This is a genomic window from Micromonospora sp. CA-269861 (assembly GCF_050948505.1).
Lineage (GTDB): Bacteria > Actinomycetota > Actinomycetes > Mycobacteriales > Micromonosporaceae > Micromonospora.
This window is the reverse complement of sequence record NZ_CP192014.1, coordinates 6,925,567-6,943,454: the sequence shown is the minus strand read 5'-3', so window position 1 is coordinate 6,943,454 and position 17,888 is coordinate 6,925,567. Positions and strand designations below refer to the sequence as shown.

The 17,888-nt window shown below is 70.8% G+C and carries 15 protein-coding genes and 1 pseudogene; 1 reads left to right on the top strand and 15 read right to left on the bottom strand.

From position 1 onward, the window contains the following. Positions 1 to 69: 69 nt before the first annotated feature. From ACQP0U_RS31990 to ACQP0U_RS31920, 15 genes and pseudogenes are all read right to left on the bottom strand, one after another. Complete coding sequence (locus tag ACQP0U_RS31990) at positions 70 to 1,296, bottom strand: LCP family protein (RefSeq protein ID WP_433314399.1); 1,227 nt, start codon at positions 1,294 to 1,296, stop codon at positions 70 to 72. 76 nt (positions 1,297 to 1,372) lie between these two features. After that, positions 1,373 to 2,350, bottom strand: coding sequence for an NAD-dependent epimerase/dehydratase family protein (locus ACQP0U_RS31985; protein ID WP_433314396.1), 978 nt, complete (start codon positions 2,348 to 2,350; stop codon positions 1,373 to 1,375). A gap of 92 nt (positions 2,351 to 2,442) precedes the next feature. Further along, complete coding sequence (locus ACQP0U_RS31980) at positions 2,443 to 4,134, bottom strand: solute symporter family protein (RefSeq protein ID WP_433314393.1); 1,692 nt, start codon at positions 4,132 to 4,134, stop codon at positions 2,443 to 2,445. Next, the gene (locus ACQP0U_RS31975; RefSeq protein WP_433314390.1) at positions 4,112 to 4,477 is read right to left on the bottom strand and encodes a DUF485 domain-containing protein; all 366 of its coding nucleotides are present in this window, start codon (positions 4,475 to 4,477) and stop codon (positions 4,112 to 4,114) included. The genes ACQP0U_RS31980 and ACQP0U_RS31975 overlap by 23 nt, the downstream gene beginning before the upstream one ends. A gap of 175 nt (positions 4,478 to 4,652) precedes the next feature. Beyond that, a pseudogene (locus ACQP0U_RS31970) lies at positions 4,653 to 5,204 on the bottom strand (flavin reductase family protein); the annotation flags it as partial. Then, positions 5,167 to 6,066 carry an alpha/beta fold hydrolase gene (locus tag ACQP0U_RS31965; RefSeq protein WP_433314387.1) on the bottom strand — a complete coding sequence of 300 codons (900 nt, stop codon included), beginning with the start codon at positions 6,064 to 6,066 and terminating at the stop codon, positions 5,167 to 5,169. The pseudogene ACQP0U_RS31970 and the gene ACQP0U_RS31965, both read right to left, overlap by 38 nt. Positions 6,067 to 6,153: 87 nt before the next feature. Continuing rightward, entirely contained in the window at positions 6,154 to 7,857 is a 1,704-nt protein-coding gene (locus ACQP0U_RS31960) for an ABC transporter permease (RefSeq protein ID WP_433314384.1), read from the bottom strand. Continuing rightward, on the bottom strand, positions 7,842 to 8,606 hold the full coding sequence (locus ACQP0U_RS31955; protein WP_433314381.1) for an ABC transporter ATP-binding protein: 765 nt from the start codon (positions 8,604 to 8,606) through the stop codon (positions 7,842 to 7,844). Before ACQP0U_RS31955 ends, ACQP0U_RS31960 begins: the two co-directional genes overlap by 16 nt. Before the next feature lie 124 nt (positions 8,607 to 8,730). Further along, positions 8,731 to 10,371 (bottom strand): cation acetate symporter, encoded by a 1,641-nt coding sequence (locus ACQP0U_RS31950; protein WP_433314379.1) that lies wholly within the window; start codon positions 10,369 to 10,371, stop codon positions 8,731 to 8,733. Between the two features lies 1 nt (position 10,372). Next, entirely contained in the window at positions 10,373 to 10,786 is a 414-nt protein-coding gene (locus tag ACQP0U_RS31945) for a hypothetical protein (RefSeq protein ID WP_433314376.1), read from the bottom strand. Positions 10,787 to 10,972: 186 nt separating this feature from the next. Next, positions 10,973 to 11,635, bottom strand: a complete 663-nt coding sequence (locus tag ACQP0U_RS31940) for a DUF5701 family protein (RefSeq protein WP_433314373.1) — start codon at positions 11,633 to 11,635, stop codon at positions 10,973 to 10,975. A gap of 66 nt (positions 11,636 to 11,701) precedes the next feature. Next, a complete protein-coding gene (locus ACQP0U_RS31935; RefSeq protein ID WP_124778501.1) occupies positions 11,702 to 12,463 on the bottom strand; it encodes a LytR/AlgR family response regulator transcription factor in 762 nt (253 codons plus the stop codon). A 23-nt stretch (positions 12,464 to 12,486) separates the two neighbouring features. Then, a complete protein-coding gene (locus ACQP0U_RS31930; RefSeq protein WP_433314370.1) occupies positions 12,487 to 13,713 on the bottom strand; it encodes a sensor histidine kinase in 1,227 nt (408 codons plus the stop codon). Positions 13,714 to 13,752: 39 nt separating this feature from the next. Next, positions 13,753 to 15,324, bottom strand: coding sequence for a sugar transferase (locus ACQP0U_RS31925; protein ID WP_433321322.1), 1,572 nt, complete (start codon positions 15,322 to 15,324; stop codon positions 13,753 to 13,755). 263 nt (positions 15,325 to 15,587) lie between these two features. After that, on the bottom strand, positions 15,588 to 16,448 hold the full coding sequence (locus ACQP0U_RS31920; protein WP_433314368.1) for an Fpg/Nei family DNA glycosylase: 861 nt from the start codon (positions 16,446 to 16,448) through the stop codon (positions 15,588 to 15,590). Between the two features lie 80 nt (positions 16,449 to 16,528). Here ACQP0U_RS31920 and ACQP0U_RS31915 point away from each other — a divergent pair, with 80 nt between their 5' ends. Next, the gene (locus ACQP0U_RS31915) at positions 16,529 to 17,797 is read left to right on the top strand and encodes a glycosyltransferase family 4 protein (RefSeq protein ID WP_433314365.1); all 1,269 of its coding nucleotides are present in this window, start codon (positions 16,529 to 16,531) and stop codon (positions 17,795 to 17,797) included. Positions 17,798 to 17,888 lie beyond the last annotated feature (91 nt).

Here is a 17,888-nt window from a genome sequence, read left to right as displayed (position 1 = left end):
CGAATTTCCCAGACTCAGTCGATCGTCGCCGCTCAATGACCCGAACGGTTGGTGCCCGCCGGGCGGCGGTCAGCCGCCGTCGTTGCTCTTCGGCGGGTTGGCCTTGACCCAGTCGGCCATCGTGTCCGCAGACATGGCCTTGTACATCGCGAGGGCCTTCTCCCGGTCCGATACCACCACCGACTCGCCGTTGATCGTGTCGCTGCCCGAGTTCGGGCTGGTCACGAAGGTGAGGTTCTGGCCGCGCAGGTTACGGAACTGCAGCGCCATGTCTGTAACCGAGAAAGTCTGGTCGACGGTTACGGCCGCGGTCACCGACTTGAGGAAGTCGTTGAGCTTCTTCGGGTTCGCCAGCGTGCCGGTGCTGGCGGCCTTGTCCATCAGTGCCCGAAGAAACTCCTGCTGGTGCCGCATCCGGGCGAAGTCCCCGTCCGGGAACTGCTTGCGCTGCCGGATCCAGTCCAGCGCCTCGGCGCCGTCCATGTGGTTGGTGCCCTTGGTGAACGTCCGGTACGGCTTGTGGATCGACGTGATGGTCCGCTCCACCTTCAGGTCCACCCCGCCGAGGGCGTCGGTGACCTCCTTGAAGCCGCCGAAGTCGATCGCCATCACGTGGTCGATCCGAACGTCGGTGAAGCACTCCACGGTGCGTACCGCCAGCGGCAGTCCACCGAACGCGAACGCTGCGTTGATCTTCGCGCGCGAACCGGAGCCGCAGTCCGCGCCGGCGCTCTGCGGGATGGGCACGTACAGGTCCCGGGGGATGGAGACCAGGTAGGCCTCCTGGTGGTCGGCCGGGATGTGCATGACGATGATCGTGTCGGCGCGCCACTGACTCTTGGAGTCGACAGGCGCGTCCGGGTCCCGCGAGTCGCTGCCGACCAGCAGGATGTTCAGCGCGCCGTCGACGGTCTTGGCCGGCCGCCCACCGGTGATCTCCGCGAACGGGTCGGTGCGGGCCAGGTCACTGTTGAGGTTGCGGGCGTACAGCCAGGCGCCGACGCTGCCGAGCAGCGCCAGCACCAGCACCGCGACCCCGGCCACGAGGGCGATCCGACCCCAGCGGGGCCGCGGGCCACGCCGCCCCGGCCCACCGGCGCCACCCGGGCCGCCGGGCCCGGTGGGTCCCACCGGGCCGCCGGACCGAGGCTGCTCCTCGTCGTACGACGGGTAGAAGCGCGCCTCGGTCGGACGGGCACGCCCGGAGGCGCCCCGATCGGGGCCGGGCACCGACGCGCGCCCGGCGCTGCGGTGCAGGAACGGATGCGGAACGCCGGCAGACGAGGTCGCGGACATGTAACTCAGGGTACGTAGCGGGAGCCACCACCGCCTTCAGGCGACACTCAGCGGCAGGCGGTACGCGAAGATCTGGTTACCCTAGCCGCGTCCGGAAGTACTCGATCGTGCGTCGCAGGCCGTCTTCGGGCGCGACCGACGGCTCGTATCCGAGCAGCTCACGAGCGAGCGTGAGATCCGGGCGGCGCATCTCCGGGTCATCGGAGCTGCGGGTGACATAGGTCACCTTCGAGGTGCTGTCGGAGAGCGACACGATCAACTCGGCGAGTTGCCGCATGGTCAGCTCGTGCTCGGTGCCGCAGTTGACCGGGCCCGTCTCGGTCGAGTCGAGCAGCAGCAGGATGCCGCGCACCAGGTCCTCGACGAAGCAGATGGACCGGGTCTGGTTGCCCGTGCCGTGCACGGTGATGGGCTCACCGCGCAGCGCCTGGGAGATGAAGGTGGGGATGGCGCGGCCGTCGTCCGGGCGCATCCGCGGGCCGTACGTGTTGAAGATCCGGACGATCGCCGCGTCGAGCCCGCGATAGCGGTGGTACGCCATCGTCGCGGCCTCGGAGAAGCGCTTCGCCTCGTCGTAGACGCTGCGGACCCCGATCGGGTTGACATTGCCCCAGTAGGTCTCCCGCTGCGGGTGCTCCTTCGGGTCCCCGTACGCCTCGGAGGTGGAGGCCATCAGGAACCGGGCGCCGTCGGCGGCCGCACGCTCCAGCAGGTGCAGGGTGCCGACCGACCCGACCCGGAGGATCTCCACCGGCAGGTGGGCGAAGTCGGTGGGGCTGGCCGGAGAGGCCATGTGCAGGATCGCGTCGAACCGCTCGGCCAGCGCCGGGTGGTGGGTCGGCAGGCCGTCGGAGATGTCCGCCTCGACGAGGGTGAAGGTCGGCCGGTCCAGCAGGTGAGCGACGTTCTCCTTCGAGCCGGTCACGAAGTTGTCGAGCGCCACCACCGTGCAACCTCTGGCGATCAGGGCATCCACCAGGTGCGACGGGACGAAGCCGGCTCCGCCGGTGACGAGGACGCGGTGACCGGAACCAAAGCGCTCAGCAACCTTCATACCGTTCACCCTACCGACCGCCGGATTTGCGGAAGGGGTCCCCTGTTGACGCCCGGCGTCAACAGGGGACCCCCTCGCAGAGGTGGCCGCGGTCAGTGGGCGCCAGCGCCGGTGAGGGCGCGCACCTCCAGCTCCGCGTACTTGTCCTCGTCGTGCTCCTTGGAGATGACAGTGCCGATCCACCCGCAGAGGAAACCGAACGGGATGGAGAGGATGCCCGGGTTGGACAGCGGGAACCACTGCCAGTCGTGGTTCGGGAACATCGAGGTCGCCGCACCGGAGACCACCGGCGAGAAGAACACCAGCAGTACGGCCGAGAGCAGCCCGCCGTAGATCGCCCACACCGCGCCGGAGGTGTTGAACCGACGCCAGAAGAGGCTGTAGAGGATCGCGGGCAGGTTGCCCGAGGCGGCGACCGCGAAGGCCAGCGCCACCAGGAACGCCACGTTGAGGTTCTGCGCGTAGATCGACAGGGCGATCGACACCGCGCCGATCGCCAGGGCGGAGATCCGGGCTACCCGTACCTCCTGCCGCTCCGACGCCTCACCCTTCTTCAGCACGTTCGCGTAGAAGTCGTGCGCGAGGCTGGACGACGAGGCGAGCGTCAACCCGGCGACCACAGCGAGGATGGTGGCGAAGGCGACCGCCGCGATGATCGCCAGCAGGGCCGCACCACCCAGTTCGCCGCCGAAGAAGTCGATGCCGAGCGCTTCGGCCAACTGCGGCGCGGCGGTGTTGCCGGCCTTGTCCTGCGCCGTGATCGCCTGACTGCCCACCAGCGCCGCCGCACCGAAGCCGAGGGCCAGGGTGAGCAGGTAGAAGGTGCCGATGATGCCGATCGCCCAGAGCACGCTCTTGCGGGCCGCCTTCGCGGTCGGCACCGTGTAGAAGCGGATCAGGATGTGCGGCAGACCGGCGGTGCCGAGCACCAGGGCGATACCCAGGGACAGCAGATCCACCTTGTTGTAGAAGGTCTGCGTCGAGTTGCCGGCGACTTCGACGCCGTACCGCAACCCGGGTTCGAGGAACGCGCTGCCCTTGCCGGAGGCCTCGGCCGCCTGGCCCAGCAGCGCCGACAGGTTGAAGTTGAACTTCGCCAGCACCAGGATGGTCATCAACAGCGCGCCGCCCATGAGCAGGAACGCCTTGACGATCTGCACGTAGGTGGTGCCCTTCATGCCACCCACGGTGACGTAGATGATCATCAGGGCGCCGACCATGATGATGGTGGCCACCTTCGCGGTGGACGCGTCCATGCCGAGGAAGGTCGTCCCCGGCCGGATGCCGAGCAGCAGCGCGACAAGCGCGCCGGCGCCCACCATCTGGGCGAGCAGGTAGAAGATCGACACCGTGATGGTGGAGACCGCCGCCGCCGTACGCACCGGACGCTGACGCATCCGGAAGGCCAGCACGTCCGCCATCGTGTACCGGCCCGAGTTCCGCAGCAGCTCCGCGACCAGCAGCAGCGCCACCAGCCAGGCGACCAGGAAGCCGATCGAGTAGAGGAAGCCGTCGTAGCCGTAAAGCGCGATGATGCCGGCGATGCCGAGGAACGACGCGGCCGACATGTAGTCGCCGCCGATCGCCATGCCGTTCTGGAAGCCGGTGAAGGACCGGCCGCCGGCGTAGAAGTCGGTCGCCGTCTTGGTCTGCCGGCTGGCCCAGATGGTGATGCCCAGGGTCACCGCCACGAAGACCAGGAAGAGCGTGATGGTCAGGTTGCGGGCTGTGTGGTTGCCCGCCTCAGCCGCGAGGAACGTCTCAACCGCGTGGACCTTGCTCATGGGTCACCTCCCCGATCTCGGCGCGGATCCGGTCCGCGATGGGGTCGATCTTCCGGTCCGCGTAGCGGGAGTAGAGCCAGGCGATCAGGAACGTCGAGACGAACTGGAGCAGGCCGAAGATCAGCGCGACGTTGATGTTGCTGCCGAACAGCTTCGTGCCCATGAAGTCCCGGGCGTACGCGGAGAGAATGACGTAGAGCGCATACCACAGGAAGAAAGCGACGGTCATCGGGAAGACGAAGCCGCGCAGCGCACGCCGCAGCCCGGCGAACTCGTCCGACCGTTGTACGGCCAGGTACTTGTCCGACTGGGAAGCGGCCGGAGCGGGTGTGTCCGTGGACATCTGTGGATCACCACCTTCACAGGCGTCAGAGGAGTTTCGCGCACCGTAAAGAGCGCACTCCCCGGCAGGGAAGGCTGAGATCGACGCCGGTCGGCGAGTGCGCCGAGCGGTTGGCTGGCTGCGCCAAGTGACTCAGGTCACTGCGGTGATCGGTCGCCCCGGCCGAGGCGTCCGTTCAGGCCGGCAGTTCGTGATAGCGACCGCGGTAGTGCAGCAGCGGGGCGGCCTCCCCGGCCAGGTCGACCGTCTCGATCGTGGCCTCGACCAGCAGGCCCCAGCCGTACTCCCGGGCGGTGTCCAGCCGGCACCCGGCCCAGCCGCCGGCATCGGCCGGGACCGGCCCGTACGGCGTCTCGATCCACGTGCCGGTGGCGAAGAGCCCGCCCGGGGCGGGGAAGAGACCGGCGAACCGGTCGGCGAGTTGCCGGTGCGGCGGGCCGAGCGGTGTGACAGCGAACCGGCCGGCCTCCTCGACGGCCGCCCAGAGGTCGGACTCCGGGTCGATCAACCCGAGCAGCCGGTCTGGTTCCCCCTCGGCCACCAGGGTGGACGAGACGGTCAGCCCGTCCGGACCGGGTGCCGTCCAGAGGGTCACCGGTACGGCGAGGCGACCACGCAGCCGGCGTACCGGCGACCGTTGCCCGGTCGGCACCGCGAATGGGTCGGTGTGGTGGATCTCGGCGCCCGGTTCATGATTCACGTGAAACATTGTGACCCGCCCCGCCCGTCGTACGAACCCGAGACGCGAAGGAGCGAATCAGCGCGGCGACCTCGTCCGGTTGCGTGTCGAGCACGAAGTGCCCGCCATCGAGCAGGTGCACCTCGGACCCCGGAACGTCCGAGCGGTACGCCTCGGGTTCGGTGACCTCGAACGAGGTGTCGTACCGACCCCAGACGACAAGCAGCGGCGGCTGGGTCCGGCGGAGCCACTCCTGCCAGGTCGGGTACGAGGCGACGTTGGTCCGGTAGTCGTACTGGAGATCCAGTTGGCGTTCGATCTCCCCGGGGCGACTGAGGAAGGCTTGCTCGTCGACCCACAGGTCGGGGTCGTACCGCTCCGGGTCCGGATCGGTGCCGACGTGCCGGGTCCGGATCGCCTCCAGCGAGAGGACGTTCTCCCGGACCGCCGCCTCGTGTGCGGCCCGGTCCTGCCAGAAGGCCCGCCGGGTGCCCCAGAGCGGGCCCAGGCCGGTGTCGTGGGCCACCGCGTTCTGCACGATGAGGCCGCGCAGGCGGCCCGGGTCGGCGAGCACCATCCGTAAACCCACCGGCCCGCCGTAGTCCTGCACGTAGAGCAGGTAGTGCTCCACGCCGACGGCGGCGACGAAACCAGCGATCGTCTCGGCGATCCCGTCGAAGGTGTACGGGCTCCGCGGATCGGGGGCGGCACTGTGCCCGAAGCCGGGGTAGTCCGGCGCGATCAACCGGAACTGGTCGGCGAGCCGTTCGAGCAGCGGCTCGAACATGCGCGACGAGGACGGGAAACCGTGCAGGAGCAGCAGCACGGGCGCGTCCGGTGCCCCCGCCTCCCGGTAGAAGATCGAGCGCCCGTCGACGACGATGCTGCGGTAGCGCGTGTGCGAGCCCATGCCGACTGCCCCCTCGTCCCGGCTGCTCGCACCATAACGAGGGTCGGGTGGCCCTGACCGGCGTTCGGCCGGGCCGGACGGCAGCGCTCAGCGGCGCGGCGTCACAGTGGCCAGCAGCTCCGGCTGGCGTCGGTCCAGCACGTCGCCGGCCAGGTACGCGCCGAGCAGCGCCGCGCCCAGCCCGTACGCGGCACCGACCGGCAGGGCCAGCCAGAGCCAGGCGTCACCAAGCAGCGCGGCGGCCACCACCATCGGCACCGCGGCGACCGCCGAGGCGAGCATGGCCAGCAGGGTGAGCAGCCCCTTCGCCAGGCCCGCACCGCTGTTCATGGCGAACGGGTTGCTCGTCTCCGGCAGCGAGTACGCCCCGAGCACCGAGACCAGGCTGTTCACCGCCAGCCCGGCGCCGTAGGTGGCGACCAGGCTGCCGATCGTGAGCCCGATCCAACCCGGTCGACCGAGCAGCACCGACAGCACCACCGCGACGACCGCCAGCATCGGCAGCACGTACAGCGAGAAGGCAGTCATCCGGGCCCGCAGCTCGACCCGGCCGGGCACCCCGGCCACCACGTTCGCGGCGTACGCGCTGCCGTCGAAGCCGAACTGGTTGGCCAGGGTGACGGCGGCGAGCACGCCCACGAAGAGCATCGAGACGGTGACCACGACAGGTGAGCTGTCACTGGCCGCCGCCGTCAGCCCCTCGTCGTTCATGGCCGCGAAGTCCCCACCCGTAACGTTGATCATCACTGGCACGAAGATGCCGACCACCGCAATTGTGATCAGGTTCGCCCGGCGGCGAGCGTCCCGCCACCAGTAACGGGCCTCCCGGGCGACCAGGGCACCGAACCGGTCCCGGCGGGCCCAGCCGGCGAACCGGGGGAACAGTTGGGCGACCGCGCCGCCGGCGGCTCCGCGCTGCGCCGGGGCCTTGCCGGCGCTCGCCGCACCCACCATCGCCGACTCGAGCGACCGGGACCACCAGGCCAGCAGGGCGCCGAGCGCCACCACCGTGATCAGCAACTTGACAGGCGCCGCCCACACCCGACCCTGGGCCACGTCGATGCCGACGGTCCACGGAGCGCCGAACGGCGTCCAACCGATCACGGTCGCCACACCCGTCAACCGGTCCCAGTCCGCCTCGCGCAGCGCGGCGAGGCCGAAGACCTGCAACGGGCCGAGCAACGCGGCGACCACCGCCAGCAGCACGGCCGCCAGGTCCCGGACCCGTCGGGACCGCAACATGGTGGCGAAGGCGCTGGTGACCGCCCGACTGGCGGCCACACAGAGCAGCAGCCCGGCGAGCACACCCAGGACGGCGACCGACCCCGCCGACCAGCCGCCCAACGACGAGGCGGTCAGCACCAACCCGAACGACGCGATCAGCACCGCCAGCGCCGGCACGCTGATCAGGGCCGCCACGAACAGGCCGGTCACCAACGTGCGCCGGGGCAGCGGCAGCAGCGCGAACCGGGCCGGGTCCAGTGTCTCGTCCACACCGAAGAAGACAAGTGGCAGGAGCAGCCAGCCGAGCACCAGCAGCCCGCCACCCGCCGCCGCGATCAGCACCGCGTACTGGCCGTCGCCGGTCAGGCCCGGCGCGGCGAAGAGGAAGAAACCGCCGGCGGCGAACCAGAGCCCGAGCAACGCGCCGCCGACGAACAGGGCGATCCGCCAGCCCTGGCCGCGAAAGTTGTTGCCCATCACCCGCAGCTTGAGCCGCACGAAGTGGCGGGCGGAGACCGACCGTACGGGTGCGGCGGGGGTGGCGTCCGCGCTCACCGGGAGAGCCACGACAGCTCCTCGCCGGTAGCGGTGCGCCCGCCGACCACCTCGACGAAGACCTGCTCCAGCGAGCGACCGCCACGGACCTCGTCGATGGTGCCGACCCGCTTGATGGTGCCGCCGGCCAGGATCGCCACGTGCGAGCAGAGCCGCTCGACGACCTCCATCACGTGACTGGAGAACACCACGGTGCCGCCACCGGCCGCATAGCGGGTGAGGATGTCCCGGATCAGCGCGGCGGAGACCGGGTCGACCGCCTCGAACGGCTCGTCCAGCACCAGCACCCGAGGGCCGTGCAGCAGCGCGCAGGCCAGGCCGATCTTCTTCTTCATACCCGCCGAGTAGTCCACCACGAGCGTCCGACCGGCGTCGCCGAGCGCCAGCACGTCCAGCAGCTCGGCGGCCCGCTGGTCGACCACCGCCGGGTCCATCCCCCGCAACAACCCGTTGTACGCCAGCAGCTCCGCGCCGGTCAGCCGGTCGAACAGCCGGACCCCGTCGGGCATCACGCCGAGCAGCCGCTTGGCGGTGACCGGGTCCTGCCAGACGTCGTGCCCGAGCACCCAGGCCGAGCCGGCGTCCGGTCGCAACAACCCGACCGCCATCGACAACGTGGTGGTCTTGCCGGCGCCGTTCGGGCCGAGCAGGCCATAGAAGGAGCCGGCGGGGACGTCCAGGTCGACGCCGGCCACCGCGATCGTGCCGTCGAACCGCTTGGCCAGGCCACGCAGTGCGAGCGCGGGGTGCTCAACAGTCATGCGCAGACGTTATCCGTCGATCGCCAGTTCCGCCGTCCGGCCACGGGCGGACCCGCGATCATCCCCGAGAGGGACCAGGCGCCGACCTGCCCCGGATCGGCGCGGTGGTGGGTGGGGCGCGGGGTTACATCCGGAGGGCTTCGGGGGTGTGCAGGCGGAGCATGGTGGCGGCGACGTCGGTTGGGGCTCGTCGGCGGGTTGCCATCGAGACGACGACCATCACGGTGAACGCCAGCGGCACCGTCCAGGCGGCCGGCTGCGCGATGAGGGTGGCCGGCCAGCCGGACAGCGGTGGGCCGAGCACTGTGACCAGCACCGCGCCGATCGCCGCGCCGCCGCCGACCACCACGCCGGCGGTGGCGCCCACGTCGGTCAACCCGCGCCACCAGATGCCGAGGACCAGCAGCGGGCAGAAGCTCGACGCGGCGACCGCGAAGGCCAGCCCGACGACCTGCGACACGTCCAGTCCGGAGACGTGTAGTGCCAGCACCGCCGGCACACCGCCGGCGATGACGGTGGCCAGCCGGAACCCGCGTACCGAGCCCCGACCGAGCACGTCCGTCGAGATCACCCCGGCGACGCTGGTCAGCAGGCCGGACGAGGTGGAGAGGAACGCCGCGAACGCGCCTGCGGCGACAAGCGCGGCGAGCAGTCGCCCGACCAGCCCGTCGCCCAGGACCGCGCCGGGTAGCAGCACCACCACCGCATCGGTCTGGCCGCTGAGCAGCAGTTGCGGTGTGTAGATCCGGCCGAGCACCCCGTACAGGGTGGGCAGCAGGTAGAACGCGCCGACCAGCGCCAGCACGACCAGGGTGGTCCGGCGGGCCGCAGCGCCGTCCGGGTTGGTGTAGAAGCGCACCAGCACGTGCGGCAGGCCCATGGTGCCCAGGAAGGTGGCCAGGATCAGCGAGTACGTGGCGAACAGGCCGCGGTCGTCGTCACCGGCGGCGCTGGGCAGCAACCAGTCGTTGGCATCGGTGGCGACCCCGGACACCTCCGGCACCGGATCACCGGCAGCGAAGGTCAACTCGTCGCCGGGGCGTACCTCCCGGATGTCACCGTCGGGCAGGGTGAGGGTCGCGCGGTGCTCGACCACGACGGTGGTCGCGGCCCGGAACGTCGGTCCGTCGGGCGGGGTCACCGCCGGGCGGCCGTCGGCCTGCCACTGCAGGGCCAGGAAGATCACCGGTACGGCGAGAGCTGTCAGCTTGAGCCAGTACTGGAACGCCTGCACGAAGGTGATGGCCCGCATCCCGCCCAGCGCCACGTTCGCGGTGACCACGGCAGCCACCAGCAGGGCGCCGAGGGGGTACGGGGAGCCGGCCACCGTGGCCAGGGTCAGCCCGGCGCCCTGGAGCTGTGGCACCAGGTACAGCCAACCGATGAAGATCACGAAGGCGGTGGCCAGGATGCGGAGTCGACGCGACCCCAGCCGCAGCTCGCAGAAGTCGGGCAGGGTGAACGCCCCGGAGCGGCGCAGCGGCGCGGCCACGAAGAGCAGCAGGGCCAGGTAGCCGGCGGCGAACCCGACCGGGTACCAGAGCACGTCCACGCCGTACTTGAGGACCAGCCCCGCGATGCCGAGGAAGCTCGCCGCCGACAGGTACTCCCCGCCGATAGCGGCGGCGTTCCACGTCGGACTGATCGCCCGGGACGCCACCAGGAAGTCGGAGGTGGTCCGGGCCAACCGCAGCCCGTAGAAGCCGATCCCGACGGTGACCAGGGTGACGGCGACGATGGCCGGGACCACGAAGTCGTTGCCCACCTCAGCGCTCCGGCCGTTGCACCAGGTCGGTGAAGTCCTGCTCGTTGCGCTCGGCCAGCCGCACGTACGCCCAGCCCACGGCGATCAGGAACGGGAAGGAGGCCACCCCGAGCAGCAGCCACGGCAGGTTGACGCCGGCGACCGTGGTCCGGCCGAGCGAGGGGGCGATCGCGAACAGCCAGGGCAGCCCGCCCAACCCGATGGCCACCACCAGGGACAGCCGCAGTGCCAGCGCGAGTTGGGCCCGGACCAGGCCGCGGACCAGCGCCTCGCCGACCTGGGTCTGCTGGGCCAGCTCGGCGCGGGTCCGTTCGGCGCGGGTGTCCTGTCGGGTGATCTCGGCCAGCACGATCCGGGACCGCCGGGGCGGCGGTACCGCACCACCCGACCCCACGTGAGGGAGTTGCTTGGCCACCCCGGCAGTCTCGCCCGCAATGCGGGTTTGTCAAGCAGGGCCACCCGGCGGCGTCGTGCGCACCCGTGGGTGGCGTTGTGCATAACCTGTGGAGAACCGGTAACGCCTGTGGATAACTCCGGGACGATGCCGGCTGGCGTGTGGGAACTCCCGAGGCTCGTTGTGGACAACCGTCTGAACCGACGGTCACTCCAGGCCGATGCGCTCCGGTCGGGCCGAGGCGGAGCCGAGCCAGGTGTGCGGGTTGCCGTACCAGCACCAGCCCAGCTTGGGTGCGCCCTGGCTGATCCAGATCGCCGGCACCCGCTTGTCGCCGCAGCGGGAGCCGACAAGTGAGAAGCACCTGTTGCTCGCCAGCGCGGCCGGGTGCAGCGTGACGAAGGCGAGCCCCTCGTCGATGGTGAGGGGCAACCGGCTCTGCGCGGTGATCCCCTCCATGGCCGTAGCCGGGGCCAGGTTGCGGAACTCCTCACCCCGGTCGACGTCGAAGAGCAGGTACGCCGGCCCGGCCGGCACCTCCAGCTCCTTGATCGGGTCGAAGCGGGGCAGGTCGTCCTCGGCGTAGTTCCGGTCGATCACGCCGGGCTTGCTCTTGCCGGCCAGGGTGGTCAGCCCCACCCGTTCCGGTACCCCGATCAGGTCCCGGGTGATCACCAACAGGAAGGGCACCCGGGCGTCGGTGGGGGCGGGCAGCCCGGCGGTGCCCTCGGCCGCCCTGGCCCGCAGTGGTGCGACGAGGTCGCGGAAGGCGCTCTCGGTCAGCCCGGCGAGGGTGGGGTAACCGAGCTGCACCAGTCGGTCGAGTTGGCTGTCGAACTCGGATTCGGCGTTGAACGGGGTCTCGGTCACGTCAGGCCTCCCGGAAGTCGTACGGACTAGCGTACAACGTACGGTAGGGCTGCTCCCATTCCCGTCTCAGCGACTCCAATCCTGCTTCGCGGCCCTGACCAGCTTGTCCTTCAGCTCCCGGGTGTGCCGCCGGCTCACCGGCAGCTCGGTGGAGTCGATCACCACCACGTAGCCGGAGTTGACGAGCCGCAACTCCGCGATCAACTTCAACTGCACCAGGTACGACCGGTGCACCCTGACGAAACCGGCATCGGCCCAGCGCTCCGCTAGCGTGGCCAGCGAGACCCGCACCAGGTGCGACCCCTCCGCGGTGTGCAACCGGGCGTAGTCGCCCTGCGCCTCCACCCACCGCACCGCTGAACGGGGCAGCATCCGGGTGGTGCCGGCCAACTCGATGGGGATGGTCGGGTCCTCCTCCGCGCGGGCCAGCGCCGCCGGATGCGACGGCACCACCCGGGAACCGATCACCCGCCGCAACGACTCGGCCAGCCGATCGGCGCGAACCGGTTTCCGCACGTAGTCGGTGGCGCCCAGATCGAAGGCGTCCACCGCGCCGTCGTCGTACGCGGTGACGAACACGATCGCCGGTGGCCGGGCGAAGCGGCGCAGCACCCGGGCCAGCTCCATGCCGTCCAGGCCGGGCATCCGGATGTCCAGGAAAACCACGTCCACGTCGGCGTCGCGCAGCAGCCGCAGCGCCTCGGTGGCATCCCCGGCCGTGTGCAGCCGAGCCACCCGGGGGTCGGCCCGCAGGTGGTACGCCAACTCGTCGAGCGCGGGCGGCTCGTCGTCCACAGCGAGGACGCGCAGGAAACCCGACGCGTTCACCGCGCCCGTCCCGGTGCGCTCGCTCACGACCCTGCCCGTACGCCGGGGTGGAACTTCGGCACCCGCATGCTCACCTTCGTGCCCGAGCCCAGCCCGGTCTCCACGACCAGGCCGAACCGATCCCCGAAGACCGAGCGCAACCGCTCGTCGACGTTGGAGAGGCCGACGTGCTGACCCGTGTCGTCGCCCGGGTCGCCGGTGCCGCGGGCCAGCTCGGCGATGCCGGCGGTCAGCGTGGTCGGATCCATTCCCACTCCGTCGTCCTCCACCGTGATGTGGCATTCGGCTCCCGCGTCCCGGGCCTCGATGCTCACCATGCCCGTGCCCGGCTTGCGGGACAACCCGTGGCGAACCGCGTTCTCCACCAACGGCTGGAGGCAGAGGAACGGCAACGTCACAGGCAGCACCTCCGGGGCGATCTGCAACCGCACCTGCAACCGGTCGCCGAACCGGGCGCGCTCGATGGTCAGGTAACGGTCGATCGACCGCAGCTCCTCGGCCAGCGTGGTGAACTCGCCGTGCGCCCGGAACGAGTACCTGGTGAACTCGGCGAACTCCAGGATCAGCTCCCGGGCCCGCTCCGGATCGGTGCGCACGAACGAGCCGATCGCGGTCAGCGCGTTGTAGATGAAGTGCGGGCTGATCTGCGCCCGCAACGCACGGATCTCGGCCCGGGCCAGCCGCTCCCGCGACGAGTCCAGCTCGGCCAGGGCGAGCTGGTTGCCCGCCCAGTGCGCCGTCTCCAGGGTGGCCTGCACCAACCCCGGAGGCGGTGGGCTGTCGGCGACCGCCACCAGCGCGCCCACCACCCGGCCGTCCGCCCCCAGCAACGGTGCGACCACCGCCCCCCGGATCGGGCAGTCGACCCGGTCGCAGTGCAGCTCCTGCTCACCCAGCACCGTCGAGCGGCCGGAGCCCACAGTCCGCCGGGCGGCCGCGAGCAGTTGCTCCCCGTGGTGCGTGCCGCGCCCGTCGAGGGCCAGCAGCCGGTCGGCGTCGGTGAGCGCCAGCCCGGCCGCGCCCACCAGGGCCCGCAGATGGCGTACGGCCTTCGCCGCGCCCGCCTCGCTCAGCCCCGCGCGCAGCGGCTCGGCGGCCAGGCCGGCGGTGTGCAGCACCTCGTAGGTTGCCCGTTGGGTGGCGGTGGCGATGCCACGGCGCGCCCGCAGCCGCAGCACAGCGAACAGGGCTGCGGTCAGCGCGGTGACGAGTGAGACGACGCCGACCACGGCGGAGAGGTTGGCAGCCACGCAGCGATCCTCGCCCCTTCGGGCCGGCGCGCCAACCCTCTAGTACGCGCCCTTGCGGGCGAGCACCACCCCGACCGTGCGCCACAGGATGCTCAGGTCGTACGCGAGCGACCAGTTGTCGACGTAGTAGAGGTCCAGGCGGACCGACTCGTCCCAGGACAGGTCGGAGCGGCCGGAGACCTGCCACAGGCCGGTCATGCCGGGGCGGACCAGCAGGCGGCGGCGTACGTCACCCAGGAAGTCACCGTCGTCGGCCGGCAGCGGGCGGGGCCCGACCAGCGACATCTCGCCCCAGAGCACGTTGATCAGCTGTGGCAGTTCGTCGAGCGAGGTGGCCCGGAGGAAACGGCCGACCGGGAAGACCCGGGGGTCCTCCTTCATCTTGAACAGCATGCCGTCGGTCTCGTTGCGGTCGACGAGGCTGGCCAGCCGCTCCTCGGCGTTGACGTACATGGTCCGGAACTTCCACACCCGGAACGTGCGCCCCTCGTGCCCCACCCGGGGCTGGCGGAAGAAGACGGGCCCGGGATCGGAGATCCGGATCGCCACGCCGATGGCCAGGAAGAGCGGGATCAGCAGCAGCAGGCCGAGGCCGGCGGCGACCCGGTCCAGCAGGTTCTTGGCCAGCAGCGCCGGCCCGGAGAGGGTCGGCTCCTCGACGTGCAGCAGCGGCAGACCCTCGATCGGCCGGATGTGCACCCGCGGACCGGCGATGTCGGTGAGCTGCGGGGCGACCACCAGGTCGACACCGGAACCCTCCAGTTGCCAGGCCAGCCGCCGCAGCTCACCCGGCTCGGCGCTGGCCGACCCGCAGACGGCGATGGTGTCCCCACCGACCTCGCGGACCAGCGCCAGAACGTCCCGCCCGGCGTACACCGGCACCGGGGTCGGCATGCCCCGGGCAGCCGCGTACCCGTTGGTGATGTGGATGGCGACGGGCATCAGCCCGGCGGACGGGTTGCGGGTGACCGCCGCGTAGACCTCGAGGCACTCCGGCAGGGTGCCGACCAGCACCATCCGGTGCGCGGCCTGGCCGGCCTGCCGGCGGATGTAGTGCAGGGCCCACCGGGCCACGAACCGACCCCAGAGGATCAGCAGTGCCGCACCGACGAGCGCGGTGCCCACGGTGAACCGGGAGAGCTGGGTCACGGTGGCGAAGGCGAGGAAGGAGACGCTCGCGGCCACCGTCACCGACGCCCGGATCACCCGCTTGTACTCGTCGGGCCCGAGCCCCAGATAGCGCCTGTCGTACGCCCGATTGCCCCAGAGGATGACGACCCAGCCGAGCGGGAGCAGAAGGTAGGAGATGGTGTGGAACCAGGTCGGGTCCTGCTTGGTGCCGGAGAACCCGGAGGCAGCCTGGTCGAAGAGCTGGATTGCGATCCAGCTGGCAAATGCGGCAGCGCTGAAGTCGAGCAGGAGCAGGACCGCCGTGTAGGGGCGGTGCCAACGGGAGACGCGGCGTCGCGCCCTGGCCCACGCCGACCGGGGTACACCATTGTGCGTCGGCGGCGTCGGCGGCTGGATCTCGAAGCTGTCGACGTGCCGCACGAGTCTGCTCCGGCCTTCGTTGGTTACCGGGCGCTGGAGGCTTGCCGTCACCTCACCCATGTCCTCCCGCATGACACGGGCCGCTCACTCGGCGTGAAGGCCCGGGTCGCCCACCGTCCCAGTCTCCCACGCGGGCCCGACCGGTCGCCGCCCCGAAGCAGATTGGCGATCGATGGTGCTGGCGGGATCTGGCCGGCTCCGCGCCATTCCAGAAGCCGGGGACCGGGCCACTATACCGATGGATGCGCACGTAACCAGAACGGCGGACCGGAGCTTCCACTCAGTGTGGGCGATTCCGCTCCGTAGTCGTGGAGTGGAATTACTCACCGTACGAGACGGGACAACCGACGGTCAGCGAGCGGCTTACCGCCGGTCTGGCAGGTCGGGCAGTACTGGAGGCTGGAGTCGGCGAACGACACCTCGTGCACGGTGTCCCCACAGACCGGGCAGGGCAGCCCGGTGCGGGCGTGCACCTTCAGCCCGGAGCGCTTCTCGCCCTTGAGCTCCGCGGCCCGCTGACCGAGGGACCGCTCGACCGCGTCGCCGAGGACCTGTCGGGTGGCGGCGTGCAGGGTGGCGAGCTGGGCGTCGGTGAGCCGATCGGTGATCGCGAACGGGGACAGCTTCGCGGCGTGCAGGATCTCGTCGGAGTACGCGTTGCCCACCCCGGACAGCACCGACTGGTCGGTCAGCACCCCCTTGACCTGCCCGCGCCGGCTCCGCAGCCGCTCGGCGAAGGTGGGCAGGTCCGCGGCGAACGCGTCCGGGCCCAGTTTCGCCACCCCGGGGACCGCCGCGAGGTCGGTGACCAGATACGCGGCCAGCTTCTTCTGGGTGCCCGCCTCGGTGAGGTCGAAGCCGGAACCGTCGTCCAGGCGTACCCGCACCGCGATCGGGCCCTTGCCCGGACGCAGCGGGGTGGTGGAGGGGAACGCCTCCCGGTAGTGCAGCCAGCCCGCTCGCGCCAAATGCACCACCAGGTGCAGACCGCCCTCGAAGAGGACATCGAGGAACTTGCCGTGCCGACTGGCGTCGACCACCGCTCGACCGGCGACCTCGGTCGGTGCCGGCTCGTACGTCTTCAGGGCGCTGATCGCGGCGATCTCCAGCCGATCGACGCGCCGCCCCACCGCGCGCTGACGCAGGTAACCCGCGAGCGCCTCAACCTCCGGTAGTTCGGGCACGACACAACGGTAGCCTTCTTTGCCGTGAGCGTGAGGAATGAGCTTGCGAGTCCCGCAATCGCGAACGAGAGGCGAGCTCCGTGAGAATCGTGGTGGCACACAACCGGTACCGGGAAGCCCAGCCGTCCGGTGAGAACACGATCGTCGACTCGGAGATCGCGCAGCTCACCGCCGCTGGCGTCGAGGTGCTGCCCTTCATCCGCAGCTCGGACGAGATCCCGTCGATGTCGAAGGCGGCGAAGGCGCTGCTGCCGATCTCGCCGATCTGGGCGCCGCGAGCCCAGCACGACCTGAGCCGGCTGCTCACCGAGCACCGACCTGACGTTCTGCACCTGCACAACCCGTACCCCCTGCTCTCGCCCTGGGTGGTGCGGACCGCGCACCGGCACGGCGTGCCGGTGGTGCAGACGGTGCACAACTACCGGCAGGTCTGCTCGTCGGGGATCTACTTCCGCGACGGCGTGATCTGTCAGGACTGCAAGGGGCGGGTTCTGGGTGTGCCGGCGATCAAGCACCGCTGCTACCGCGACTCGGCGGCGCAGAGCGCACTGATGGCGACCACCCTGGCCGTGCACCGGGGTACCTGGCGCTCGGTGGACCGGTACGTCGCGCTCACCTCGGCGATCGCCGACCACCTCCGCGACTACGGCATTCCGGACGAACGCATCGTGGTGAAGCCGAACTCCGTACCCGACCCGGGTCGGCCGGCGCCGCTCGGTGACGGGTTCCTCTACATGGCCCGGCTCTCCCCGGAGAAGGGCGTCGACCTGCTGCTGGACGCCTGGCGTCGGCACCCGGTGGGTGCCCTGGGCACGCTGCGGGTGGCCGGCGACGGTGAGCTGCGCCCACTCGTGGAGGCAGCCGCCGCCGAGCGACCCGACGTGGTCTACCTCGGTCAGCTCGACCGGGCCGGGGTGCGGGCCGCGGTCGAGGCGAGCGCTGTGGTGATCGCCGCCGCGATGTGGCACGACGTGCTGCCCACCGTGATCATCGAGGCGATGGCGAGCGGCCGGCCGGTGCTCGGTACCGCGTTGGGCGGCATTCCGTACCTGGTCGGGGCCGACGCCCCGCACGAGCCCGCCGGCACCGGGCCCGCCGAGAACGCCTCCGCGGTCGCCGGGGGTGGCGGGTCACCCATGCCGGCGGGGATCGGTCTGGGTGAGGCCGGTTGGGTGGTCGCCCCGGAGCCGGCCGCGCTCGCCGCCGCCCTGCCGGTCGCCCGCGCGGGCGCGGCCGGGCTGGCCCCGGCCGCCCGCGCCCGCTACGAGCGCACCTTCCACCCCGACGTGGTCACCAAGCGCCTGATCGACATCTACGCGTCCCTGTCCCGAACCCCCAACCCCGTCTGACCCCCGCCCCACCACGCCGATCTTGCAGTTTCGGTCGTCGATATCGGTCGGATGCCCCATGTGTCGGGACAGCAAGTGCAAGATCGCGGGG